The sequence below is a fragment of the Bacillus sp. (in: firmicutes) genome, from assembly GCF_031983925.1.
GTDB lineage: Bacteria > Bacillota > Bacilli > Bacillales > Bacillaceae_G > Bacillus_A > Bacillus_A pacificus.
In genome coordinates, this window is the sequence record NZ_DALYZR010000002.1 from 758,130 (window position 1) to 782,546 (window position 24,417).

The window sequence follows — 24,417 nt, forward strand, 5'->3', positions numbered from 1 at the left end:
TTCCCGCTCATTCTCAAAAACATGACTTGGACTTATATGTATGGAGGTGACCATGATGGTATGGTATGACATTGTACTAAGATTATTTATTGCAATTATTGTAGGTGCTTGCATCGGAATGGAACGACAATGGAGACATAGGATGGCTGGGCTACGGACAAATGCTCTCGTATCACTTGGTGCCTGTATATTTGTTTTATTATCCGTCATGATTGATCACGATGCTAGCCCTTCACGTATTGCCGCTCAAGTCGTCAGTGGGATTGGTTTTTTAGGAGGCGGCGTTATTATCCGCGATGGTTTTAGTATTAGGGGGCTTAATACTGCGGCTACCCTATGGTGCGCAGCTGCTGTTGGTACTCTTACAGGCGCTGGTTTCCTCATTGCAGCTATATTAGGTGCAGCTGGCGTTTTACTAGCAAACATACTACTTCGCCCAATCGCTCTCTTTATGAATCAAAAATCAAAAGAAGAATCACTTGAACAAACGAACTACTTACTTTCTCTTACTTGTTCAGAAGAACATGAAGCCCATATTCGTTTTTTACTTATGCATATGGTAAGTTCTGAAGGCATTGGTTTAAAAGAATTGTATAGTGAGGACGTAGACTCTAATCAAAAAGTATGTATACAAGCGACATTACACTGCAACACAAATACAGCAGTCTTAATTGAAAAAATAGTGAGCAGAATGCTATTAGAATCTGGCGTTACTGCAGCTGGTTGGAAAACTTCATTAGATTTAGAAGCAAGTTAAAAATGAAAGGTGTCATGATATTTACAGTTTCATGACACCTTCTACATAAACTTATTTTCTAATTTTTGCTGAAAAGACTTTTCTTGCTTACGTAATAGTTGACTACCTCGTTGTAAAAGCGGCATTCCATACTTATCATTAATTTGATCAATGACAGCAAGTAGCGGCTCTTCTTTCGCATCTTCTTCAAATGAAAACAGATCTAATTGCTTCACCGATTCAGTCTTCCACTCTATTTCAGTAGCTGTAACACCTAATAAACGAACGGAATCGCCGTCCCAATGTTGCTTCCATAAACGAGAGGCCGCTTGAAAAATATCTCGTTCTTCCCAAATGGCATTTTTCAATTGCTTACTCCTCGTTACTGTCCGCCTATCATGATATTTAATCATAATCTGAATATTATAGCTGACAAGAGTTCGCTTTTGTAATCTTTTACTCACTGATTTTGATAGCCTTTCTAACATATCAAGTAATTCTTTTTCTTCATCCATATCCTTTGAAAAAGTCATCGAATTACCAACGCTTTTATGTTGTCCCATTTGACTCGGATCAACTTCTCTATCATCCACACCTTTTGCCCTTCTTTGTAAATCAACACCATGCTTTCCAATTTTAGCGCGAATGATATGTTCATTTCCTTTTGCTAACTGTTCAATTGTTTGTATATGAATATCTTTTAATTTCTCAGCTGTTTTTTCTCCAATTCCATGCATCGCTCCAACCGGAAGCGGCCAAATCATTTCTGGAATATCTCGTTTTCGGAGCACGGTAATACCGAGAGGCTTTTTCATATCAGAAGCTGTTTTTGCTAGGAAAAGGTTTGGAGCAATTCCGATGCTACACGGCAACTGTAACTCTGTTAATAACGCTTGCTGAATCATCTTTGCTATTTCAAGAGGCGAACCGAGTGCGTAACAATCTGTAATATCTAAATATCCCTCATCTATTGATACTGGTTGTATTTTTTCCGTAAAACGGGAAAGGATTTGAAACATTTGAAATGAAGCTTCACGATATAATGTAAAATTAGGGCGCCTTACAACTAATTGTGGACATAACCTTTTTGCTTCCCAAAGTGGCATCGTTGTACGTATTCCATATTCTCTCGCCTCATAACTACATGTGATGATAATTCCTTTTCTTTCTTTTTCATTTCCAGCAACCGCTAACGGCTTCCCCTGTAATGATGGGTCATGAGCAATTTCAACAGATGCAAAAAAACAATTCATATCTACATGTAAAATAACACGGCCCTTTTTCGGATACATTTCTCGCATAGTACTCCCCCAACTAGAACATTCGTTCTTTTATTATATCAAATTTTGCACAATAATTATAATAATTACTTGTTCTTTTCTATCATATTTATTGCTATAATTTAAACAAAGTGGATATATTTGTAATCAGGGGTGATTATTATGAAATCGACTGATAAACTCAATTATACGTTTCTCGTAATTATACTAATCGTCGCAATCAATTATTTACTTCTTCCTATTTTTGATATTAACATAGCTGGTTTTCTCCCTCGCCTAGTCCATGTAGTAACAACTTACATACTGCCATGGATTTTCTTGTATTGGCTTATCCGCCTTGTAAAAGTAATCGAATCAAAATAAAAAGCGTGTAAATCAGTTGTGATTTACACGCTTTTTCTATTACATTACTTCGCTACTTCTTCAATAATTGCAACAACTAATTCTGCTGTTTTCGCTAATTCTTCAACAGGAATCTTTTCATTTGTTGTATGAATTTCTTCATAACCAACTGCTAAGTTAACTGTTGGAATGCCGTGTCCTGCAATTACGTTTGCATCACTTCCGCCACCACTTTGGTGAAGAGAAGGTGTACGACCAATTTTTTCAGCTGCACGTTTTGCAACTTCTACAACGTGATCGCCATCAGCAAATTTAAATCCTGGATACATAACGTTTACTTCAACGTCTGCATGACCGCCCATTTCTTTTGCAGTTGTTTCAAATGCTTCTTTCATTTTCGCAACTTGCGCTTCCATTTTTTCATTGATTAAAGAACGCGCTTCTGCAAAGATTTGTACGTGATCGCAAACGATATTCGTTTGTGTACCACCTTCAAAACGTCCAATATTTGCAGTTGTTTCAGAATCAATACGGCCAAGTGGCATTTTCGCAATTGCTTTCGCTGCGATAGTAATTGCAGATACACCTTTTTCTGGTGCTACACCAGCATGAGCTGTTTTCCCGCGAATAATCGCATTCACTTTCGCTTGTGTTGGAGCTGCAACAACGATTTCACCAACTTTTCCATCGCTATCTAATGCATAACCGTATTTCGCAGTAATGCGCTCACGATCTAATGCTTTTGCACCAACAAGACCAGATTCTTCTCCAACTGTAATAATAAATTCAATTGTACCATGAGGGATATTTTTCTCTTTTAAAACACGGATTGCTTCGAACATGGATGCTAATCCTGCTTTATCATCTGCACCTAAAATCGTAGTACCATCTGATACGATATATCCATCTTTAATAGAAGGCTTAATTCCATTACCAGGAACTACTGTATCCATATGAGAAGTAAAGTAAATTGTATCAACACCATCTTTTGTTGCTGGTAATGTACAAATTAAGTTACCTGCACCATGCCCAGTAACAGCCATTGTGTCATCTTCAAATACTTCTACACCTAAATCTGTAAATTTCTTTGTTAATACTTTGCAAATTTCTGCTTCAAATTTCGTTTCAGAATCTACTTGTACTAACTCCATAAATTCATTTACTAAACGTTCTTGATTAATCATAAGACTGCGCCTCCTGCACTACCATTATGTATGTAACACTATTAATTATAACAGAATTTCGCAAAAGTTTCGAAATACAAGACAAAAAACAGACGGTTTATATGTCTAGATAACCATCTGCTTTCTATTACTCATTTAACAATACCCAGCGCATATGATCTTCCCACACTCCATTAACCATTAACATCTTCCTAGACACGCCCTCATACTGAAAACCTATCTTCGTCACGACTTGTATAGATGCTAAATTTCGTGGCATAATCGGTGCTTCTATACGATGTAATTGAAATTCCTCAAAAGCAACTTGAATCGCTTTTCTAAGCGCTTCTGTCGTATAACCTTTGTTTAACTCTTCCTTATCTAATTTATAGCCGAGTACACAAGATTGGTAAATTCCACGAACAATTAAATTAAATGAAATACATCCAATTATTTTCGTATCATCACCTTTTTTAAAAATCCAAAGCCTGATGATTTTACCTTCTGCGATCTCTTTTCTATCCTTTTGTAACTTTTTCTTTTGATAATCTAACGTAAAAAAATCATCCGGTCTATACTCTTCCCAGGCTTTTAAAAATTCACGATTTCTGTCGTAATATTGAAGAACTTTTTCAGCATACGACTCATCAATTTCCCTTAAATGTAAACGATTTGTTTCATATATTTTCATCATCGTATCTCCATTCTTCAGCTTGCATAACAAAAAACTTATACCCTATCATTTTTATATATTCTCTACGTACATACAAATTTCCTGTTATACTTTACACACACTTCTCGAATTTTGTCATTTCTCTCCCCCTTGTTCACAATATCATTTCTCGTTACAATGATATTGTACTGATTTGCAAGGAGGTTTAACGATGCATAAAAAAGCTCAAAAAGTTATGATTTATGTAATGCTAATTTCTATGCTTGTAACAACATTACTTGCTGGCGCAAGTATGTTTTGGTAAAAAGGACGATCTGTTCGTCCTTTTTTTACTTTTTACACATAATAAAATAAACCATCTCGAAATCGAGATGGTTTATTTTATGTAAAGCACAATCGCTACAATGCTAAAGGAAAATGACATTACAAGTGCTATCACAAAACTTGTATATTGTTTCTGCTGAAATGCCCCAATAACAAAAGTAAGATTAAGTAATGCCATACATACAATCGCTACAAGATAAGAACATATATTAAAAGTTGCCAATATGAATGTAATAATAAATAGAAATCCCATAAAAAACTGCATATACGAAAGTTTTGGATTCAAGTACATATGAGCAACTCCTTTATCTAATTTGATCTTTCTATACTCTCATTAACGCATGGTTATGTACACATGTCAAGACAACTTATTACAATAGAAAAAACCAACTTTTTCGTTGGCTTTTTCATATGCAATGGCTCCTTTTTCTTTTGCCAATTGCTGAAATGATTTTTTCGATTTTACAATCCACACTTTCGTTCCAATTGGAATACGATCAAATAAATACTCCACATCATTTTTCTTCATTCTTATACACCCTTGTGAAATATACTTTCCAATTGAACTCGGTTGGTTTGTTCCATGTATTCCATATTTACTCCCATCAGTTCCTCGTGCATTAAATCCCATCCACCTAGATCCAAGTGGATTTTTCGGTGATCCCCCTGGAATATCCTTTGCAATATAATACGGATCCTTTGCTTTCATTACAATATCAAAAGTTCCCTCTGGGGTTAATTCATTTGTTTTTCCTGTCGCGACTGGAAAAACCTTTTGAATCTTCCCATCGTCAATATAAGCTAGTTTATTCGTCGCTTTATTTACAATAATAAAAGGATCACCGGCACGTGGATTATCACCAAGGGGCCAAATAGGCGATAAAGAAAGACATAATAGGAAAGAGAGAAGATACGGCATAAATAATTCCTACCTTCTATATAAGTTCTTTTATATTATCCTTTCCCTTAAAACGACTTTTAATGAGTAAATATTGTTCCATTTCGTATACAAGTTGAACAAGTTTCGCACGTATCTCAAATTCTTCACGTGTAGCCGGCAATGGCATCTCTCTAAATAATTCTCTCATTTCTTGAAGCTGTCTTAAAGAAATAACCCCGGTACTCTGAGGGCTAATAGCATTACTAATGTTTTCAACCACATCGGCAATCATGTCAGCTTGTTCATATGTCCACGATAAAGAAGCTGCTAACGGAATCATTCGCTCTAAAATTTCGAATTGTTGCATGCGCATATTAAAATAACGATAGTAATAGTCATCTTCTCGCATAAATGCATTCTCAAGTTTCTTAAACGATAAATCTCTAGCTTCATTTAGCATCTGTTCAGTTTCAATAAGTTCTGCCCCGCTCCAACTACTTTCTCGATTTCGTAAATACACAACCATTTCAAACAAAATCGTTTTAAAATTACTTTCTATTTTATCTTGATACTCTTTTAGTTTATTTTCACTACTTGGCATATACATATTCACTAAGAGAGCCACGCTAATCCCTATCGTTAATATCGCAATTTCATTTCCAACAATAAGCCATGTAATTTGTTTCAATGAATATAGATGCATCACAATAACTGAACTCGTAACAATACCTTCTTGAATTTTAAGCATAACTGCAGTCGGAATAAATGTAAGTAATAATACGCTAATTGCTAGTGGTGTATATCCAATTGTCTCAAAAATACAAAATGCGAACACCATTGATAATACACAAGCTAAAAAACGATGTAACGATACTTGAAGTGATTTACGTTTCGTATTTTGTACACATAATATAACTAAAATACCCGCTGAACTATAAAATTCTAATCCTAATAACTGAGCAATAAAAACGGCTGCGCCTGTCCCTATTGCTGTTTTTACTGTACGGTATCCAATTTTGAACATAGCATTGCTCCTATATGTATAAACGTATTTACAGTTAGTATAAAAAAAGGATGACACAATGTCATCCTTTTCTACTTATTATTCACGTATCCTTTACATATTACAATATTTTTTGTAAAAATTGTTGTGCACGCTCACTTTTCGGTGCTGCAAAAAATTCTGCTGGCGCACTATCTTCTACAAGTTTTCCACCATCTAAAAAGAGAACACGATCTGCTACTTCTTTTGCAAATCCCATTTCATGTGTAACAATTGCCATTGTCATTCCTGTCGTAACTAATGATTTCATAACTTCTAGCACTTCTTTTACCATCTCTGGATCTAGTGCTGATGTCGGTTCATCAAATAACATTACTTCTGGTTCCATTGCTAACGCTCTTGCAATTGCTACACGTTGCTTTTGTCCGCCAGAAAGACGATTCGGATACGTATCTTTTTTATCTAATAAGCCGACCTTTTCTAAAAGTTTTTCGGCTTTCTTTTCAGCTTCTTGTTTCGTTACTCCTTTTACATTGATAGGAGCATACGTAATATTTTCTAATACAGTCATATGAGGAAATAGGTGGAAATGCTGAAATACCATTCCGACATTTTCACGGACGTGCATAATATTCGTTTTCGGATTCGTTACTTCTTCCGTTCCAATCCAAATGTGACCATTTGTCGGTGCTTCTAACACATTCATACAACGTAAAAATGTTGATTTCCCTGATCCAGACGGTCCAATAATCGCTACTACTTCCCCTTTTCCAATCGTTGTTGTAATTCCTTTTAATACTTCGTTTTTTCCAAATGATTTATGAAGGTTTTCAATTTTAATCACTTTTCTTCATTCTCCCTTCAATTGCCTTCCCGACTAATGTAAGAATAATGACTAGCATATAATAAATGAGTCCAACAAAAAGTAATGGTTCAAGATATTTAAATGTCTCCCCGCCTACGATGTAAGCACGGCGCATTAAATCCGTTGCGCCTATTACTGTTACTACAGCCGATTCTTTCGTAAGTGTCGCAAACTCGTTTACAAGTGCCGGTAATATATTTTTTAAAGCTTGAGGAAAAATGATATTTCGCATCATTTTTCCGTATGGAATTCCTAAAGCCATCGCCGCTTCTGTTTGTCCTTTATCAACCGCTTGAATGCCGGCACGGATTACTTCTGACATATATGCACCTGAATTTAAGCTAAATGCAAGTACAGCTGCTAAGAATGCCGGTATTTCATAACCAATTATTTGCGGGACACCGAAATAAATAATCATTAATTGCAATACAAGTGGTGTACCACGGAAAATTGATGTATAAAGGTCTGCCGCTATATTTAACGCTCGTATTCTAGCAATTTTGCAAAGTGCTAATAACGTCCCTAAAAGAAACCCTGCTAAAGCTGATACTGCTACAATTTTCAAAGTAACTTCTAGACCTTTTAATATATACGGTATCGAAGGCGTAATCGCCGAAAAATCTAAGTTCATTCTTTTCATTCCCCTCACAGAAAAGTGAAAGGCAGCTTATTTTTCGCTGCCAAACCATTTCTTCACTAATTTATCCATTTCTCCATTTTCTTGCATTTTTTTAATTACTTTATTAAATTCAGCTGTTTTGTCACTGTTTTTCGGAAGGGCAATTGCTGCTCCTACTTCTTCTGGTGCTTCTTTAATTTCAATTCCTTGTAATTCTTTCATTTTTTCTAAATAATTTTTAGCAACTGTATCTTCTATAATTGCAGCGTCAAAACGACCAGCTTTAATTTCTTGTACGATTTCTGGTATACGGTCACGTCCCTCAACTTTGAAATCTACTTGTTTTTTAAATTCTGCTGCTTTCTCTTCTTGAATTGATCCTGTTTGTACCCCTACTTTTTTCCCTTTTAAATCCTCTACAGATTGAATGTTAGAATCCTTTTTAGAAACGACCATGTTTTTCGCAACGAAATAAATATCTGTGAAATCAACATTATTTTTACGCTCTGCAGTTGGCGTCATACCTGCCATTACGAAATCAACTTTTCCTGAGCTAAGAGATGCTAATAAACCACCAAAATCCATATCTTTCACTTTCACTTCATAACCAAGTTCTTTTCCGATATATTTAGCAACATCAACATCAAAGCCGATAATTTCATCACTTTTTGAAGCTTCTACGTATTCATACGGTTTATAATCTGCTGAAGTCCCCATAACCAGTACTTTTTTATTTTTTCCAGTAGCCTTTTCTTCCCCATTACTACAAGCACTAAACATACTTACAATCAAAATAAGTGCAAACGATATTGATAATAACTTCTTCATCTTTCTTCCCCCTAATAATGTATATTTAAAAGTTTAATAGAATATTTATTCGATGTTTGTATTGTATCAGCACTTTTATTTTTATGCAATATATAAAATAAAAATAAATATAAACCAAGTGAAAATACCGTTATTCATGTATAAAAAGATGCATAAAATAATAGAACCATGCATATCCCACAAATTTTAATACGAAATAAAAAAAGGCGGTACATCCACTTGAGTGTGGACGTACCGCCTTTTCATTTATTTTTATAAGGACTTATAATCAGTTGGGATGAACCACCTCTACTGATTATAGTTCTTCACAATTCTCTTCGAAATACGATTGTAGTTTTGCAATAACTTGCATCGGTTCATGACCTTCAATTTCATGACGCTCTACCATCGTTACAATTTTTCCATCTTTTAATAAAGCAAATGATGGAGAAGATGGTGGGTACCCTTCGAAATATTCACGAGCTCTTGCTGTCGCTTCTTTATCTTGACCTGCAAACACCGTTACAAGGTGGTTAGGACGTTTATCATAATGTACAGAATGCGCAGCAGCAGGACGAGCAATACCACCTGCACAACCACATACAGAGTTGACCATTACAAGTGTTGTTCCATTTCTTTTAAACGCTTCGTCTACTGCTTCTGGCGTCGTCAATTCTGTATATCCAGCAGAGACAATCTCTTCACGCGCTTGGCGGACAACATCATTCATAAAAAAGTTAAAATTAATCAATCTTTTCCCTCCTCTAAAACTACCTATTTGTATCTTACCAGTTAATGTTTATGAAATACAAGTAAGTTTACTTGTATTTCAGCATAGAAAAGGTGTTAGAGCTCTTGCTCTAACACCTTTTCTTAATGACCACGATGTTTTTGCTTTGCTTTTTGTACTTTGATTAAACGTCTTCTTTGTTTTTCAGCCTCTCGTTTCTCCTTAGATTGCACTTTCTTTTCTTGTTTATGCAGTTCATAAGATAAGCTAATTGCCTCTTGCGCCTTAGTAAAGCGGTTTACATTTACTTCTTTTGCTGCTTGTCGTATGATCCGCTTTATATTTTTGGGACGCTGTTTTTCTTTCACTTCCACGCCACATTTTGCAAAGTGCTGAAAATACGCTAACATTGAACCGTTCACAAATATAAGCACTTCTTCGTCTGAAGGTTCCGTTCCAAAAATATACCTCGCTCCATACAACTTCCCTTTTTCTTTACATGTAATGATTCCAACAAAAAATTGGCCATCGTGATATACTGTCAAATCCATTGACAGCCCCCCCTAAAAAAATTAGAAATACGGGACATCCCGGAGGGGAAGGTTACTGACATGAAATCATGCGTCTGGACTACCAACCAGAACTGTGTTTTTGTATTTCTTTCACTATTATTATATCTTTTTTTCCATAATCTTCATATATTCACTAATCATTTTTTTATGCGACCCAACAATATAGTCAGGTAGTTCTGTTAGTGGGAAGAATTTAAGCTGAACCGCTTCTTCTTTGTTCATAACAAAATCTCCATCGTATTCGTCCGTATAATAAGCAGTCGTTACAGATTGAAATTCATCACCGTTTGCTAATTTTGTAAAATAGTTCGCTCCAGAAAACACATTGATTAATCGTAGGTTCTTCACCCTTATTCCTGTTTCTTCGTATACTTCACGAAAAGCAGTTTCTTCTGGGGATTCACTAAGCTCCATTAATCCGCCAGGCAGCCCCCATTTTCCGTAAGGCTCTGTTCTTTGTTGCAATAATACATATCTATTTTCATTTATAACGAGTACAACAGCACCAACTAAAATTAAAGGGCGATGACCAACTATTTTCCGTAATTCTTCTACATATCCCATCGTATCCCTCCTTTTTCGTTGTCCACACTATTGTATCATATGTATGAAACGACAAAATGCGTATATTTTTCATTTTTTTAACAAAATATTTATTTTATGTGCTTCATCTACTGTAGCTAACAAAATGGATTCAACTTCTGCGTTTTTCTCTAGAAATTCTCTCGCCCATTCTTCTGTTTTCCCTAATAAAGCAAGAACATCTTGCTGAATGCTCCCATCCTTTACTAATACAAAAGAGACTGGAGATTTTTTTCCCGCCACTTTTAGATCAAGCCGGGAAGCTGCCTCATATTCTGGATACCGAAATATAGAAACGACACCGTTCGCTTCCCATAATGCTAATTTGATCGTTTGAATATCGCTCACATTTCGCATACGAAGTTCTGAAAATAAATATTCCACCGTAATTCTCGCTTTTTTCAAATTGCTAAAATCAATGGAGCCGTTGTGTATAAGAATGATAGGTGCTGGCTCTAAAAAGCGTCTCCATCTATCCCATTTCAACATTAAAACTGAACTTATAATATGAAGTACAACGAGTATAAACGTTGTAATCATCGAGCCCATTAATCCTACTTTTTCATCAGACAATGCGTTAGAAATATTCCCACCAAGCAATAACACTAATACAACATCTAAAAAACGAAGTTGCGCGATGGATCTTTGTCCCATTGCTTTCGCAACTAATATTAAAAATATGTATGCTATGATAGCCCGAATAACCCATTCACTATTAGAAAGATGCCGTGCTCCCTCAAAAATATGCATATGCATCACTTTGCACTCCTTACATCCCAAACTGCTAGTCCGTTTTAGTTTGCAACGTTTATGCGTATATATGTAAAAAAAGCTGGTTCGTTTAAAAACGAACCAGCTTTTTTTACTTAACTGAAAACATATATTTTTTATACGTTTTCCGTACCGATAATATGAGCCCCATCATAATCATATTCGAGAATAAGGAACTTCCCCCATAAGATAAGAAAGGTAATGCAATCCCTTTTACAGGCATTAATCCAACGATCATACCGATGTTTTGGAATATTTGAACCGTTAATATCCCAATCGATCCAGCACATAATAATGTACCGAATAAATTATCAGCAGAATAACCGATAATAATTGTTCTATATAATAGTAATAGGAACAAGAATACAACTAACGCTGCTACGATAAATCCACCTTCTTCGGCAATTGTAGCGAAAATAAAGTCTGTATGCTTCTCAGGGATATAAACGTTCCCTTCGCCAAACCCTTTCCCTTCCATACCGCCACTACCTACAGCTAAAATTGATTGCTGTGTTTGATAACCTTGATCTGTATGTTCAAATGGATCTAACCAACCTAAAATACGTGATTGTTGGTGCGGTTTTAGTAGCGTAACTAACTTATTAAAGAAGAAATCCTCATACCTTACGTAAATAAATATTAACGTAGATAGTATAGTGACTGGAATAACTGTACATAACGCTATCAATTTCTTCTGAATACCTGACATGAATAAAATACATGCAATGGCAGCAGCATATAAGAACACCATCCCTGTATCCGGTTGGCTATATACAACAGCAATAGGCGGGAGGGATACTAGTACAATTTTACCTACTAATTTTAAGTCCGTTTGGAATGTCCTTGCCATATACTGCGCATTATGTTTCACTGCTATACTTGCTACCACGAGAAGCAATGAAATTTTGAAAAACTCAGATGGTTGAATTTGTCCAACTAACGGAAATACAAACCATCTTTTTGCACCTAATTTTTCAGGTGTGAAAGTGGAAACCGGTAGTATTTTCAAAAGAATAAGTGAAGCAAATCCAACGATATAAAGTGGCCAAGACAATTTTTGTAATTGATCTAAGTCAATGCTTGCAACAAGCAATAACAATACAACCCCAATTATGTAGTTCAAACCCTGTTTCATTGCAAAGTTTGACTCTCCATATTGGCCAGTTTGCTGACTGCTATATATAGCAGCTATACTCGTAACACATAATGCTAACAAAATTAATATTAATTTTACATCTAAACTTTTTAGAAACTCGGTACTTCTTTTCATGACATCCTCCTGAAACATTGTTACAGCAAAATAAAAAACCAGGAGTCAACATTCTTCATGTTTTGACGACTGATTACACATTATCTATAAAACACTTATATAGAATAACTCTCTTTTTCATACAATACAATATATTATACTACAGTTTCATCAGTAAGATTTGCCAAAAAAATTATTCTTTTCTTATTTTATATCCATATACCATATATCAGCAATGTATTTTCATAAATTCCTAATACATAATCGTTCATTGTAAGATTACTGGGAAAGGTATTATACATATAGTAGGATGTAGATGAAGAAATAGGATGATAAAAAGCTCGCATAAGCGAGCTTTTTATTTAATATACAGATGTATTATTTTCTGACGTATTTTCTAAAATTTCTTTTACACGTCCTAAGAACTTACCACAAATTAAGCCATCTAGTACACGGTGATCAAGTGATAAACATAAGTTAACCATGTCACGAGCACCAAACATGCCATTATCCATAATTACTGGGCGTTTTACAATTGATTCAACTTGTAAAATAGCCGCTTGTGGGTAATTAATAATACCCATAGATTGAACAGAACCGAATGATCCTGTGTTATTAATTGTAAATGTTCCGCCTTGCATTTCGTCCGCTTTTAACGATTTCGTACGTACTTTTCCTGCAAGTTCTGTAATTTCACGAGCAATGCCTTTAATTGTCTTCTCGTCCGCATGTTTAATTACTGGTACAAATAGTTCGTCCTCTGTTGCAACAGCGATAGAAAGGTTAATATCTTTCTTCTGAACGATTTTATCGCCAGCCCACATTGAATTAATTTGAGGGTATTCTTTTAACGCTTGTGCTACTGCTTTTACGAAGAAAGCAAAGAACGTTAAGTTAAAGCCTTCACGCTTTTTGAAATCACCTTTAATTGAATTACGGTATGACACAAGGTTTGTCACATCTACTTCAATCATCATCCAAGCGTGTGGCGCTTCGTGTTTACTACGTAACATGTTCGCTGCGATTGCTTTACGCACACCTGTTACTGGAATTTCGATATCGCCAGGCATTGTTGGTACAGAAACTGGTTTCGCAGATTCTACTTTTTGCGCTACTGGCGCTGCTTTTGGTGCTTCTGGACGCGCTTCTACTACTGCTGCTACCGCTTCCTCTTTCTTCGCCGCACCTGCTTGCGGAATATTTCCAGATTCCACTAGCTTTAAAATATCTTTACGAGTGATACGGCCGTTTGCCCCCGTACCTTCTACTTGATCTAAATCAACGTTATGCTCACCCGCAAGTTTTAACACAGCTGGTGAAAAACGAGGTTTTCCATCAGTTGGTTGTTTTGCTTTCGGTGCTTTTTCAGGCGTAGCTACTTCTGCCTTTGGTTCTTCTTTTGTTTTTTCCTCAACAGCTGTTGCCGCTACTTCATCTGCGCCTTCTACTTGAATTACACAAACTACTTCACCTACAGCTAACGTATCACCTTCACTAGCGATTAACTCTTTCACAATACCAGTGAAAGAAGATGGTACTTCAGCGTTTACTTTATCAGTCATTACTTCTGCAAGCGGATCATATTTGTTTACGTGATCGCCAACATTCACGAGCCATTTACTAATTGTACCCTCTGTAACGCTCTCCCCGAGCTGAGGCATTGTAATATTTTCTACAGCCATGTATAGTCCCCCCGATTAAAATTCCGCAAGTTCACGCATTGCTTTTTCAACTTTATCTGGATTTACCATAAAGAATTTTTCCATTGTTGGTGCATATGGCATTGCTGGAACGTCTGGCCCTGCAAGACGTGCGATTGGTGCATCTAAATCAAACAGACAGTTTTCAGCAATAATTGCTGCCACTTCACTCATAATACTTCCTTCTTTATTGTCTTCTGTTACAAGAAGAACTTTACCTGTTTTAGAAGCTGCTTCAATGATTGCTTCTTTATCTAATGGATATACAGTACGTAAATCAAGAATGTGTGCAGAGATGCCATCTTGTGCTAACTTTTCAGCCGCTTGAAGAGCAAAATGAACACATAATCCGTATGTGATAACAGTAATATCATCACCTTCACGTTTTACATCTGCTTTTCCGATTGGTAATACGTAATCATCTTCTGGCACTTCACCTTTAATTAAGCGATATGCACGCTTATGCTCAAAGAATAATACTGGATCTTCATCACGAATTGCAGCTTTTAGTAAGCCTTTTGCATCATATGGTGTAGAAGGGATAACGATTTTTAAACCAGGTTGGTTTGCAAACATCGCTTCTACAGATTGTGAATGATACAATGCACCGTGAACACCGCCACCAAATGGCGCACGAACTGTAATTGGACAAGTCCAATCATTATTAGAACGGTAACGAATTTTTGCTGCCTCAGAAACAATTTGGTTTACTGCTGGCATGATGAAATCCGCAAACTGCATTTCAGCGATTGGACGCATTCCATACATTGCTGCACCAATTGCGACCCCAGCGATTGCAGATTCTGCAAGTGGTGTATCTAGCGCACGATCTTCACCAAATTGATCATATAATCCGTGTGTCGCTTTAAACACGCCACCTTTTTTACCAACATCTTCACCTAAAACGAATACTTTCTCATCGCGTTCCATTTCCTCGCGCATTGCTAATGTAATAGCATCAATATAAGACATTACAGCCATGAAACGTTCCCCCCTATTCTGCGTATACGTGCTTCAATGCATCTTCAGGTGCTGCATACGGAGCATTTTCTGCATATTCTGTTGCTTCGTTTACGATATGCATAATTTCGTCTAGCATTTGTTTTTCAGATTCCTCAGTTAACACGCCAACCTCTTTTAAATAAGCAGCAAATGTTATAATTGAATCGTTTTTCTTTGCTTCTTCTACTTCTTCTTTATCACGATAAACACGATCATCATCGTCACTTGAATGTGCTGTTAAACGATATGATACTGTTTCAATTAAAGTTGGGCCTTCACCGCGTCGGCCACGGTCTGCTGCTTCTTTTACAGCTTTATATACTGCAAGCGGATCGTTTCCGTCTACTGTATATCCAGGCATACCGTATCCAATTGCACGATCTGATACATTTTTACAAGCTAATTGTTTTTCAACTGGAATAGAGATTGCGTATTTATTATTTTCACACATGAAAATAACAGGTAACTTGTGTACGCCAGCAAAGTTTGCACCTTCATGGAAATCACCTTGGTTAGAAGAACCTTCACCGAATGTAACAAACGTTACTAAATCTTTCTTTTCCATTTTTCCAGCTAATGCAATACCAACTGCATGTGGTACTTGCGTTGTTACTGGAGATGAACCTGTCACAATACGATTTTTCTTTTGGCCGAAGTGACCAGGCATTTGACGACCACCAGAGTTTGGATCTCCAGCTTTCGCGAAACCAGATAGCATCAGTTCTTTCGCTGTCATACCAAACGCTAATACAACACCCATATCACGGTAGTATGGTAATGCATAATCTTTCTCTCTATCAAGAGCGAATGCTGCTCCAACTTGTGCTGCCTCTTGTCCTTGACAAGAAATTACGAATGGAATTTTACCAGCACGGTTTAATAACCACATACGTTCGTCGATTTTACGTGCAAGTAACATCGTACGGAACATTTCTAATACTTGCTCATCACTTAAGCCAAGCTCTTCATGGCGCTTTTCTTTTACTTCTGCCATTTTTCATAACCTCCTAAATCCACATTTTTATGCGTGTAACGCTTTTCCATCTACAGCTAACGCTGCTTCACCAATCGCCTCAGATAATGATGGATGCGGATGAATTGTATGTGCTACTTCCCAAGGTGTTGCATCAAGTACTCTTGCAAGACCAGCTTCAGAAATCATATCTGTTACATGTGGTCCAATCATATGAACACCGAGAATGTCATTTGTTTCTTCATCAACTACAAGTTTTACGAAACCATCTGATTCGCCGTATACAAGCGCTTTCCCGATTGCACGGAATGAGAACTTACCTACTTTTAACTTATAGCCTTTTTCTTTCGCTTCTTGTTCTGTTAAACCGACAGAAGCAACTTCCGGACTGCTATATACGCATTTTGATACCATAGAATAATCAATTGGTGTAACTTCTTTACCAGCAATATGTTCTACTGCAGCAATTCCTTCATGAGAAGCAACGTGAGCAAGCTGTAAGCCACCGATTACATCACCGATTGCGTAAATATGAGATTCTTTCGTTTGATAAAACTCATTTGTTTGAATGTATCCTTTTTCCACAACGATATCCGTATTCTCTAAACCAATATTTTGCGTATTGGCTTGTCGTCCTACAGATACAAGCATTTTTTCTGCTTTAAATTCTTTATTCTCACCGTTATGTTCAGCTTGAATTGTTACTCCATTATCTTTTACCAATGTTTCTGGTAATACTTTTGCACCAGTTACCACTTTAATGCCTTTTTTCTTGAATAGACGTTGCATTTCTTTTGAAACGTCTTGATCTTCTAGTGGTAGTATCGTTTTCGCATACTCTAATACTGTAACTTCTACACCGAAGTCAGCAAGCATAGATGCCCACTCAATACCGATTACACCGCCACCAACGATAATAATTGAACTAGGAAGCGTTTCCATTTTTAGGGCATGATCGGAAGACATTACGTACTCTCCGTCTAATTCTAAACCTGGTAATGAATTTGGACGAGAACCTGTTGCAATAAGTACATTTTTTGGAATTAACATTTCATTCTCTTCTCCACTTGCAAGTTCAACTGAAATTGTCCCTGGCATCGGAGAGAAAATAGATGGACCAAGAATACGGCCAATACCTTCAAACACATCAATTTTACCTTGTTTCATTAAGTGCTGAACACCTTTATGAAGTTGCGTTACAATCTTCTCTTTACGCTCTTGTACTTTTGCAAAGTTTAGTTCTACATTACTTGCAATAACCCCGAACTCTTCACTTTTCTTAGCAGTTGCGTATACTTCCGCACTACGTAAAAGGGCTTTACTAGGAATACATCCTTTGTGTAAACAAGTACCACCAAGATTTTCTTTTTCAACAAGTGCCGTTTTTAAACCTAGTTGTGATGCACGAATAGCAGCAACATATCCACCAGTACCGCCGCCAACGATGACTAAATCATATTCTTTTGCCATTATCTCAACCCCTAGCTACCGTTTCTTTTTCACGTACAATATATTCTTTTGGAGCTTCTTCTTCACGTAGTACACGAAGTGCCCCTTCTGCTAATGCTTGTAATTCATCTTCTCCTGGATGTACGATAACATCTGCAATCCAGTCTACTCGTTCTTTTATTTCATCAACAAGAATTTTACTGTAAGCAAGTCCACCAGTTAATACAATTGCATCGATTTTCCCGTGAAGTACAGCGCTAGCTCCACCAATTTCTTTTGCAACTTGATACGCCATTGCTTTATAAATAAGAGTTGCTTCAGGATCACCTTTTTCAACCATTTGTTCTACTTTAATCGCATCATTTGTACCAATAAGACTTACAAGTCCACCTTGTCCGACAAGTTTTTTAACCATTTCGTCTCGGTAATACTCACCAGAGAAACACATTTCAACTAGTTGTCCTACTGGTACTGTACCCGCACGCTCTGGGCTAAATGGTCCTTCTCCATTTAAACCATTATTCACATCGATAACTTTTCCTTTTTTATGAGCACCAACTGTAATACCGCCGCCCATATGTGTAACTAATAAATTTAAATCCTCATATTTGTGGTTTAATTCTTCAGCCACTTTGCGAGCGACTGCTTTTTGATTTAATGCATGGAAAATACTTTTGCGTTCCATACCAGCGATACCACTTATACGAGCAACCGGCTCCATTTCATCTACAACGACAGGGTCTACAATGAATGCCGGAATATTTAATCCAGAAGCAATTTCATATGCTAAAATGCCCCCAAGGTTTGAAGCGTGATGACCGCTAAATCCATTTTTCAAATCTTCTAACATCGCATCGTTTACTGTGTATGTTCCGCCCTCGATTGGACGAAGTAATCCCCCGCGTCCACAAACTGCGTTTAACTTTGAAATGTTAATACCGTGAGAATGTAGAACTTCTAAGATCGTTTCTTTACGAAATTCATATTGGTCAATAATTCGCTTATATTTTCCAATCTGTTCTTCGTCATGACGAATAGTTTCTTCTAAAACGGGTCTTTCATTATCAAAAACACCGATTTTTGTGGATGTACTACCCGGATTAATAACAAGAATTCGATTTAAAGACACTGTTGCTACCTCCACTAATAAATTCAAAAGGAGATGGAAACCTCATAAGAGGTAACCACACCTTTTGTAAAAGTAATATATGAATGATTAGCGACGGCTAATAATGTCGTGACCGTTGCGTAAGTATGTGCTACGAGAGTTTTTCAAGCTTGCAATGCGCTCTTCAGCTAGACGATCAGCTGCTACATAAGTTGCAATGCCATCGCGTTTTGAAATTTCGATTACTTTTGCAATTGTGTCATAAATTGACTCAACGCGTTTTAATGCACGTTCTCTATTGTATCCATATAACTCGTCTGCTACGTTAATTACGCCACCTGCATTAATTACATAATCTGGTGCGTATACGATACCCATTTCATGAATGATGTCGCCGTGACGATCTTCTTTTAATTGGTTATTCGCAGAACCAGCGATTACTTTTGCTTTAAGTTGTGGGATAGTTTCGTCATTAACTGTTGCGCCTAATGCACATGGTGCGTAAATATCACATTCAACACCGTAAATTTCATTTGGCTCAACTGCTGTTGCACCGAATTCTTCTACTGCACGTTGTACAGCTTCTTTATTAATATCTGTAACGATTAGTTTTGCTCCTTCAGCGTGTAAATGTTTGCATAGGTGATATGCTACGTTACCAACACCTTGAACAGCAATTACTTTTCCTTCTAAATTATCAGTACCGAAAGCTTCTTTCGCAGCAGCTTTCATACCACGATACACACCGTATGCAGTTACTGGAGATGGGTTACCAGAAGAACCGAATGATGGTGAAATACCTGTTACAAAGTCAGTTTCTTCGTGGATAATATCCATATCATCTACTGTTGTACCAACATCTTCAGCTGTAATGTAACGTCCGTTTAGTCCTTGAATGTAACGTCCTAATGCACGGAACATTGCTTCGCTCTTATCTTTACGTGGATCACCGATAATTACTGTTTTCGCACCACCTAAGTTTAAACCAGCTGCTGCGTTTTTGTATGTCATCCCTTTTGCAAGACGCAATGCATCTTCAATCGCCGCTTCTTCAGAATCATATGTCCACATTCTTGTTCCACCAAGAGCTGGTCCAAGTGTTGTATCATGAATTGCAATGATTGCTTTTAAACCAGATTCTTTATCTTGACAAAATACTACTTGCTCATAATCATATTTTTCTAAGTATTCGAAGATTTCTAATGTCATTGTCGTTTCCCCCTAATTGTTTTACCCTATTTGGTTTATTTTGAAGCAGTCGCAACTGCCAATGCTAATGAATATACTTTTGTTTCTGCTGAATCAGCACGAGATGTTAAAACAATCGGTGCTTTTGCGCCAGCAATCATTGCTCCTACTTTTGCATCCGCAAAGTATACGAGTGATTTATATAGCACATTTCCAGCTTCAATCGTTGGGACGAGTAAAATGTCTGCCTTACCTGCTACATCACTTACTATGCCTTTATGTTCTGCTGCAATTTGTGATACTGCATTATCTAAAGCAAGTGGTCCATCAACGACACAATTTTTAATTTGTCCGCGGCGATTCATTTGAGTTAACATCGCTGCATCAATTGTCGCTTGCATCGCAGGATTCACAACCTCTACCGCTGCAATTGGTGCTACCTTTGGCAAATCAATTCCTATTGCCCGGGCAACTTCTACAGTATTCTGTATAATAGCAGCTTTCTGTGTTACATCAGGTGCAATGTTCATCGCTGCATCTGTAACAAAAATGAGACGATCGTAATTTGGAACTTCAAATGCTGCAACGTGTGAAAGTACGCTACCTTTACGAAGTCCCCACTCTTTATTTAATACAGCTTTCAAAATATTTGCTGTTGGGATGTTTCCCTTCATGAGCACATCTGCTTCGCCGTTTCTTACAGCTTTCACAGAAAGTTCTGCAGCCTCAGCACTTGACTGTGCTGCAATCACTTCAATATGTTCTGAAGTTTGTAAATTATGTTCTTGTAACATCCCCATTATTTTTTCTTGGTTTCCATATAGACGAAATTGAGCTAGCTGTAATGTAATTGCTTTCGCTACAGCTTCAATTACTTCATGATCTTCAGCTACTGCTACAGCCACAGTTTTTTTAGGCTGGCCTGCTGCTTGATCAATTAAGTGTTCTAACTTCATATTTTGTAATCAACCCTTTCCGTCGTCCCTCGTCTTTTTATTAAGCAAATACCGTGCCAACTTTTTAAAGTGGTCTTACCAATAATGAAAACGCATTCAAAACACAGTAAAATCAATACTTTGGAAAATAACAAAAGATTCTGTCTTATTTTGTCGCTTTTTGTATACCATGCAATAAATTGCACGGTACGCAATTTATTGCATGCTATTTTTTGCACACTCATACTTTTCTAGCTTGTAATATAAATTTCGAACCGAAATTCCTAACGCTCTTGCTGTTTGTGTTTTATTTCCACCAAACCTCTCTAAATATTCATGAATGATATTCCCTTCAAACTCCGTCACTAAATGCTCAAGTGGCTTTTCTTCTAACTCAGGTAATAAATGAGCTTGCTTTGACTCCACCTGCTCTTCGTTATGTAATGGCGGTAAATGTTGTACATCAATATAAGTCTCGTTATAATTCATAAAGATAATAGCTCTCCCCAAAATGTTTTCAAGTTCCCTCACATTCCCTGGCCATTCATATGATTGTAAATAGGAAATAGCAGAATTAGTGAGCCCCTCTATATTTCGGCCATAATCTTGGTTAATTTTTTGAATTAATCTGTCTGCGATTGCCGGTATATCCCCTTTACGCTGACGAAGGGATGGAATGTGAATTGGAATTTTATTTAATCGATAATATAAATCCTCCCTGAATTCTCCTTCTAAAATGGCTTTTTCTAAATTCACGTGCGTCGCTGCAATTACTCTGACATTAATAGGGATTGCTTTCGTTCCACCAACTTTTACAATTTCTTTCTCTTGCAAAACGCGAAGGAGTTTCGCTTGCGTATTGGCAGATAGTTCGCCTATTTCATCTAAAAAGATACTGCCGTTATTCGCTTCCTCAAAGAATCCACGTTTTCCGCCTCTTTTCGCGCCAGAAAACGCCCCTTCCTCATAACCAAATAATTCACTTTCTAACAACGTCTCCGAAATAGCTGCACAGTTTACACGAACGAACTTATTATATTTTCGATTACTTCCATTATGGATAGCATGTGCAAACAATTCTTTACCTGTCCCTGACTCCCCGCGTAGCAATACTGTTGCTGGTGTATTCGCCCCCAGTTTTGCCTGCTCAATAGCAGCCGTTGTTTCATCTGAATTTCCGACAATGTCATCAAATGAATATTTCGCTTCTAACGTTCGAATAATTTGCCTTGCTCGATTCAATTCATTTGTTAACTTTTGAATTTCTGATACGTCACGAATTACACCAACGCTCCCTTTCAATATTCCATCTACAATGACTGGTGCTACGTTTACAATTACGTCTCGCTTTTTTTGTCCAATCTTCATATGTATTCCTCGTACTGCCCTACGCGTTCGAAGTACTTTCATATGCATACTTTCACCTTCTACAATATCAGTTGTAGCTGGCTTTCCAATAATGTCCTCTTCTGTTAAACCTGTTAATTTCGTATATGCAGGGTTAATTACTAACCCTCGTCCTTTTTCATCCACGACCGAAATGGCTTCCTCAGACGAGTTAATAATCGCCTCAAGTAACGTTTGAATCTCCTTTAAATCTGTAACTTCTTCCGCAAGATCTACAACCTCTGTTATATCTTTAAAAATCGCAAATGCCCCTTGCACTTCTCCTCCCTCTTTTAATATTGGAATACGGGTTGTAATAATTTTCTTTCCATTCTCAAGCGTCAGTTCATAATTTACTTCTATTTGTTTCGTACGTATAATACGAAGCAGCTTACTAGTCGGAATAACTTCTAAAATATATTTGCCTACCGCATCTTCTTTTTTATATCCGATAATACGTTCTGCACTTTTATTAAATAGGCGAACTTGTCCTTCTTGATCAATCACTATCATACCGTCATGCGTGGAGTTTAAAATTAAATCACCTTGCTGCGTTTGCTCTTCTAACTTTCCAATTAAATCTTCCTTCTCATGTGCTAATCTCGTAACAATCTTTGCAATATCACCTGGTATAAGAAGAGTATCTTTATGCTTTTTCTTTAATAAATCTTTATGTAAATTATCGTCACCTGTCATATCAAACATTACATCAATGTGCATAGAAAGAAACGGAGTCACACTCTCTCCAATTGCAATCCCGTATTCCTTTGCCATCTGTAACCCTTTTGCTATCGGATTTATATCAATAATCCCTATAATTTGAAATATATTCGAACTCTGTAACAGACGTAGCAGTGTACTACCACCTTCACCTGCACCAACAATTAAAACTTTTTGTTTCATATATTACACTTCCTCTCGAAGTATCTCTGCAAAATTTTTCACACCCTTATCTTACTCTTTCAGCCCCCTCTTGACAAACCCCCTTTTCATATAACATTATTGAAATAAACGAAATAATCTGAAAAGGAGCGTTTATATGCAGCGTTACCTTGCTCTATTATTAGCACTCATCCCTATTTCATTAGCTGTGCTTGGCATTAAGTTAATGAGAGATACAGTATTCGGGATTCTATTTCCTCCACTCTCTATACTTTGGTTACAATTTTTAATTGGCGCTCTTTGCTTCGGACTAGGGTTTTATATTTTTGGTGGCTTCGTCTTACACCGAGACCGTAAACGAAATAAAGTACAAGCGCGCTTTAAAAGATAGGAAAGTCCTACTACTTATCAATAAAAAAATGAGACCGTTACACGCGGTCTCATTTTTTTATTGGCAATAACGTTCTTGCCGTTTCAGGATAATCAGTAATAATCGCCGATATGTTCATATCAAAATATTTACGCATAAGTGTTTCTTCATTAATTGTATAGGGCCGAACTTCTACATCACTTTCCATCGTTAATTCAGCAATGGCATCTTGAAGGTAACGATAATTCGGATGCACCGCAGTAGCTCCCATCTTTTTTGCATATGCCCATGGGCTATGCAGGCCTTCGCGATATAAAATCGCTGTTTGAATATCAGGAGCCATCATATGACACCTTTTCATACTGTAGTGATTAAATGAAGAAAATATAACACGATTTTCTAAATTAAATTTGCGTACAAGCGTTATAACTTCTTCCTCTAAGCCTCTGTATGGAATTTTATTATTTTTAAGTTCAATATTAAGTAACAACCCTGTTTGTTCAATCCATTGTAACACTTCTTCTAAAAGAGGTATTTTACAAAAACCTACTTTATCACCAAATTTATAGCTCGCATCTAATTTACATAAATCCTCATATACATAATTTCGAACCGCACCTTTTCCATTTGTTGTCCGGTCCACTGTTTCATCATGAATGACGACAACCTTTCCGTCTTTCGTTAATTGAACATCAAGCTCAATTCCATCTGCCTTAAAAGATTCAGCTGCTTCAAATGAAATCATCGTATTTTCTGGGTACGTTCCCGCTGCACCACGATGTGCAAATATAAGAGTCATCCTCACTCCCCCAATCTTATGCTATACTA

The 24,417-nt window shown here is 36.9% G+C and carries 27 protein-coding genes; 4 read left to right on the forward strand and 23 right to left on the reverse strand.

Translation table 11 applies throughout. The features are described 5' to 3' along the window. Positions 1-55 precede the first annotated feature (55 nt). Positions 56-757, forward strand: coding sequence for an MgtC/SapB family protein (locus RTP99_RS09900; protein ID WP_000262354.1), 702 nt, complete (start codon positions 56-58; stop codon positions 755-757). A gap of 41 nt (positions 758-798) precedes the next feature. Here the strand turns inward: RTP99_RS09900 and RTP99_RS09905 are convergent, their stop codons facing one another. Next, positions 799-2,037, reverse strand: a complete 1,239-nt coding sequence (locus tag RTP99_RS09905) for a DNA polymerase IV (RefSeq protein ID WP_001208836.1) — start codon at positions 2,035-2,037, stop codon at positions 799-801. Positions 2,038-2,178: 141 nt separating this feature from the next. Between RTP99_RS09905 and RTP99_RS09910 the strand changes: the two genes are divergently transcribed. Beyond that, the gene (locus RTP99_RS09910; protein WP_000842872.1) at positions 2,179-2,379 is read left to right on the forward strand and encodes a hypothetical protein; all 201 of its coding nucleotides are present in this window, start codon (positions 2,179-2,181) and stop codon (positions 2,377-2,379) included. Positions 2,380-2,423: 44 nt separating this feature from the next. Here RTP99_RS09910 and RTP99_RS09915 read toward each other — a convergent pair whose 3' ends face one another. Together RTP99_RS09915 and RTP99_RS09920 are read right to left on the reverse strand one after the other, a co-directional pair. After that, positions 2,424-3,542, reverse strand: coding sequence for a tripeptidase T (locus RTP99_RS09915; RefSeq protein WP_000609808.1), 1,119 nt, complete (start codon positions 3,540-3,542; stop codon positions 2,424-2,426). 127 nt (positions 3,543-3,669) lie between these two features. Then, on the reverse strand, positions 3,670-4,215 hold the full coding sequence (locus tag RTP99_RS09920; protein WP_001993297.1) for a GNAT family N-acetyltransferase: 546 nt from the start codon (positions 4,213-4,215) through the stop codon (positions 3,670-3,672). 190 nt (positions 4,216-4,405) lie between these two features. On the opposite strand from RTP99_RS09920, the gene prli42 reads away from it, so the two are divergent. After that, positions 4,406-4,498, forward strand: a complete 93-nt coding sequence (gene prli42, locus RTP99_RS09925) for a stressosome-associated protein Prli42 (RefSeq protein WP_000549038.1) — start codon at positions 4,406-4,408, stop codon at positions 4,496-4,498. Between the two features lie 72 nt (positions 4,499-4,570). Here the strand turns inward: prli42 and RTP99_RS09930 are convergent, their stop codons facing one another. From RTP99_RS09930 to RTP99_RS10020, 19 genes are all read right to left on the reverse strand, one after another. Next, positions 4,571-4,810, reverse strand: coding sequence for a DUF3894 domain-containing protein (locus RTP99_RS09930; RefSeq protein WP_000281165.1), 240 nt, complete (start codon positions 4,808-4,810; stop codon positions 4,571-4,573). 66 nt (positions 4,811-4,876) lie between these two features. Further along, positions 4,877-5,437, reverse strand: a complete 561-nt coding sequence (locus RTP99_RS09935; protein WP_001146556.1) for a L,D-transpeptidase — start codon at positions 5,435-5,437, stop codon at positions 4,877-4,879. A gap of 16 nt (positions 5,438-5,453) precedes the next feature. Beyond that, positions 5,454-6,422 (reverse strand): aromatic acid exporter family protein, encoded by a 969-nt coding sequence (locus RTP99_RS09940; RefSeq protein WP_000472684.1) that lies wholly within the window; start codon positions 6,420-6,422, stop codon positions 5,454-5,456. A gap of 100 nt (positions 6,423-6,522) precedes the next feature. Next, entirely contained in the window at positions 6,523-7,245 is a 723-nt protein-coding gene (locus tag RTP99_RS09945; RefSeq protein WP_000590225.1) for an amino acid ABC transporter ATP-binding protein, read from the reverse strand. Then, a complete protein-coding gene (locus RTP99_RS09950; protein WP_001046921.1) occupies positions 7,238-7,897 on the reverse strand; it encodes an amino acid ABC transporter permease in 660 nt (219 codons plus the stop codon). The genes RTP99_RS09945 and RTP99_RS09950 overlap by 8 nt, the downstream gene beginning before the upstream one ends. 36 nt (positions 7,898-7,933) lie before the next feature. After that, entirely contained in the window at positions 7,934-8,713 is a 780-nt protein-coding gene (locus RTP99_RS09955; RefSeq protein WP_000735475.1) for a transporter substrate-binding domain-containing protein, read from the reverse strand. A 295-nt stretch (positions 8,714-9,008) separates the two neighbouring features. Beyond that, on the reverse strand, positions 9,009-9,422 hold the full coding sequence (locus RTP99_RS09960) for a BrxA/BrxB family bacilliredoxin (RefSeq protein ID WP_001998211.1): 414 nt from the start codon (positions 9,420-9,422) through the stop codon (positions 9,009-9,011). A 143-nt stretch (positions 9,423-9,565) separates the two neighbouring features. Then, positions 9,566-9,973, reverse strand: a complete 408-nt coding sequence (locus tag RTP99_RS09965; protein ID WP_000366594.1) for a YjdF family protein — start codon at positions 9,971-9,973, stop codon at positions 9,566-9,568. 120 nt (positions 9,974-10,093) lie between these two features. Next, a complete protein-coding gene (locus RTP99_RS09970; RefSeq protein WP_011040653.1) occupies positions 10,094-10,558 on the reverse strand; it encodes an NUDIX hydrolase in 465 nt (154 codons plus the stop codon). A 69-nt stretch (positions 10,559-10,627) separates the two neighbouring features. Then, the gene (locus RTP99_RS09975; protein WP_000550966.1) at positions 10,628-11,332 is read right to left on the reverse strand and encodes a DUF421 domain-containing protein; all 705 of its coding nucleotides are present in this window, start codon (positions 11,330-11,332) and stop codon (positions 10,628-10,630) included. 106 nt (positions 11,333-11,438) lie between these two features. Further along, positions 11,439-12,617: an FtsW/RodA/SpoVE family cell cycle protein gene (locus RTP99_RS09980; protein WP_000831204.1), complete on the reverse strand. Its 1,179-nt coding sequence runs from the start codon at positions 12,615-12,617 to the stop codon at positions 11,439-11,441. A gap of 341 nt (positions 12,618-12,958) precedes the next feature. Then, on the reverse strand, positions 12,959-14,278 hold the full coding sequence (locus RTP99_RS09985) for a dihydrolipoamide acetyltransferase family protein (protein ID WP_000257678.1): 1,320 nt from the start codon (positions 14,276-14,278) through the stop codon (positions 12,959-12,961). 15 nt (positions 14,279-14,293) lie between these two features. Continuing rightward, positions 14,294-15,277, reverse strand: a complete 984-nt coding sequence (gene bfmBAB / locus RTP99_RS09990; protein ID WP_000290076.1) for a 3-methyl-2-oxobutanoate dehydrogenase subunit beta — start codon at positions 15,275-15,277, stop codon at positions 14,294-14,296. Between the two features lie 13 nt (positions 15,278-15,290). Next, positions 15,291-16,292 carry a 3-methyl-2-oxobutanoate dehydrogenase subunit alpha gene (gene bfmBAA / locus RTP99_RS09995; protein ID WP_000852554.1) on the reverse strand — a complete coding sequence of 334 codons (1,002 nt, stop codon included), beginning with the start codon at positions 16,290-16,292 and terminating at the stop codon, positions 15,291-15,293. A gap of 27 nt (positions 16,293-16,319) precedes the next feature. Then, a complete protein-coding gene (gene lpdA, locus RTP99_RS10000; protein WP_001051288.1) occupies positions 16,320-17,741 on the reverse strand; it encodes a dihydrolipoyl dehydrogenase in 1,422 nt (473 codons plus the stop codon). A gap of 4 nt (positions 17,742-17,745) precedes the next feature. Continuing rightward, on the reverse strand, positions 17,746-18,849 hold the full coding sequence (buk, locus tag RTP99_RS10005) for a butyrate kinase (protein ID WP_000056191.1): 1,104 nt from the start codon (positions 18,847-18,849) through the stop codon (positions 17,746-17,748). Positions 18,850-18,936: 87 nt separating this feature from the next. Next, positions 18,937-20,037 (reverse strand): leucine dehydrogenase, encoded by a 1,101-nt coding sequence (locus RTP99_RS10010; RefSeq protein ID WP_000171362.1) that lies wholly within the window; start codon positions 20,035-20,037, stop codon positions 18,937-18,939. Positions 20,038-20,072: 35 nt separating this feature from the next. Further along, positions 20,073-20,972, reverse strand: coding sequence for a phosphate butyryltransferase (gene yqiS, locus RTP99_RS10015; RefSeq protein WP_000763072.1), 900 nt, complete (start codon positions 20,970-20,972; stop codon positions 20,073-20,075). 195 nt (positions 20,973-21,167) lie between these two features. Further along, positions 21,168-23,240, reverse strand: coding sequence for a sigma-54 interaction domain-containing protein (locus RTP99_RS10020; RefSeq protein ID WP_000811009.1), 2,073 nt, complete (start codon positions 23,238-23,240; stop codon positions 21,168-21,170). 136 nt (positions 23,241-23,376) lie between these two features. On the opposite strand from RTP99_RS10020, the gene RTP99_RS10025 reads away from it, so the two are divergent. Then, on the forward strand, positions 23,377-23,610 hold the full coding sequence (locus RTP99_RS10025) for a DUF2627 domain-containing protein (RefSeq protein ID WP_001190192.1): 234 nt from the start codon (positions 23,377-23,379) through the stop codon (positions 23,608-23,610). Positions 23,611-23,659: 49 nt separating this feature from the next. Here the strand turns inward: RTP99_RS10025 and RTP99_RS10030 are convergent, their stop codons facing one another. After that, the gene (locus RTP99_RS10030; protein ID WP_000172557.1) at positions 23,660-24,388 is read right to left on the reverse strand and encodes a glycerophosphodiester phosphodiesterase; all 729 of its coding nucleotides are present in this window, start codon (positions 24,386-24,388) and stop codon (positions 23,660-23,662) included. Positions 24,389-24,417 lie beyond the last annotated feature (29 nt).

Coding starts and splice junctions, on each gene's coding strand:
- RTP99_RS09985 (WP_000257678.1), bottom strand. CDS start 14,278: ATGGCTGTAGAAAATATTACAATGCCTCAGCTCGGGGAGAGCGTTACA.
- RTP99_RS09910 (WP_000842872.1), top strand. CDS start 2,179: ATGAAATCGACTGATAAACTCAATTATACGTTTCTCGTAATTATACTA.
- RTP99_RS09930 (WP_000281165.1), bottom strand. CDS start 4,810: ATGTACTTGAATCCAAAACTTTCGTATATGCAGTTTTTTATGGGATTT.
- bfmBAB (WP_000290076.1), bottom strand. CDS start 15,277: ATGGCTGTAATGTCTTATATTGATGCTATTACATTAGCAATGCGCGAG.
- RTP99_RS10025 (WP_001190192.1), top strand. CDS start 23,377: ATGCAGCGTTACCTTGCTCTATTATTAGCACTCATCCCTATTTCATTA.
- RTP99_RS09950 (WP_001046921.1), bottom strand. CDS start 7,897: ATGAACTTAGATTTTTCGGCGATTACGCCTTCGATACCGTATATATTA.
- RTP99_RS09960 (WP_001998211.1), bottom strand. CDS start 9,422: ATGAATGATGTTGTCCGCCAAGCGCGTGAAGAGATTGTCTCTGCTGGA.
- RTP99_RS09975 (WP_000550966.1), bottom strand. CDS start 11,332: ATGCATATGCATATTTTTGAGGGAGCACGGCATCTTTCTAATAGTGAA.
- prli42 (WP_000549038.1), top strand. CDS start 4,406: ATGCATAAAAAAGCTCAAAAAGTTATGATTTATGTAATGCTAATTTCT.
- RTP99_RS09980 (WP_000831204.1), bottom strand. CDS start 12,617: ATGAAAAGAAGTACCGAGTTTCTAAAAAGTTTAGATGTAAAATTAATA.
- RTP99_RS09965 (WP_000366594.1), bottom strand. CDS start 9,973: ATGGATTTGACAGTATATCACGATGGCCAATTTTTTGTTGGAATCATT.
- RTP99_RS09935 (WP_001146556.1), bottom strand. CDS start 5,437: ATGCCGTATCTTCTCTCTTTCCTATTATGTCTTTCTTTATCGCCTATT.
- RTP99_RS09940 (WP_000472684.1), bottom strand. CDS start 6,422: ATGTTCAAAATTGGATACCGTACAGTAAAAACAGCAATAGGGACAGGC.
- RTP99_RS10020 (WP_000811009.1), bottom strand. CDS start 23,240: ATGAAACAAAAAGTTTTAATTGTTGGTGCAGGTGAAGGTGGTAGTACA.
- RTP99_RS09955 (WP_000735475.1), bottom strand. CDS start 8,713: ATGAAGAAGTTATTATCAATATCGTTTGCACTTATTTTGATTGTAAGT.
- bfmBAA (WP_000852554.1), bottom strand. CDS start 16,292: ATGGCAGAAGTAAAAGAAAAGCGCCATGAAGAGCTTGGCTTAAGTGAT.
- yqiS (WP_000763072.1), bottom strand. CDS start 20,972: ATGAAGTTAGAACACTTAATTGATCAAGCAGCAGGCCAGCCTAAAAAA.
- RTP99_RS09920 (WP_001993297.1), bottom strand. CDS start 4,215: ATGATGAAAATATATGAAACAAATCGTTTACATTTAAGGGAAATTGAT.
- RTP99_RS10030 (WP_000172557.1), bottom strand. CDS start 24,388: ATGACTCTTATATTTGCACATCGTGGTGCAGCGGGAACGTACCCAGAA.
- RTP99_RS10010 (WP_000171362.1), bottom strand. CDS start 20,037: ATGACATTAGAAATCTTCGAATACTTAGAAAAATATGATTATGAGCAA.
- RTP99_RS09970 (WP_011040653.1), bottom strand. CDS start 10,558: ATGGGATATGTAGAAGAATTACGGAAAATAGTTGGTCATCGCCCTTTA.
- RTP99_RS09905 (WP_001208836.1), bottom strand. CDS start 2,037: ATGCGAGAAATGTATCCGAAAAAGGGCCGTGTTATTTTACATGTAGAT.
- RTP99_RS09915 (WP_000609808.1), bottom strand. CDS start 3,542: ATGATTAATCAAGAACGTTTAGTAAATGAATTTATGGAGTTAGTACAA.
- RTP99_RS09900 (WP_000262354.1), top strand. CDS start 56: ATGGTATGGTATGACATTGTACTAAGATTATTTATTGCAATTATTGTA.
- lpdA (WP_001051288.1), bottom strand. CDS start 17,741: ATGGCAAAAGAATATGATTTAGTCATCGTTGGCGGCGGTACTGGTGGA.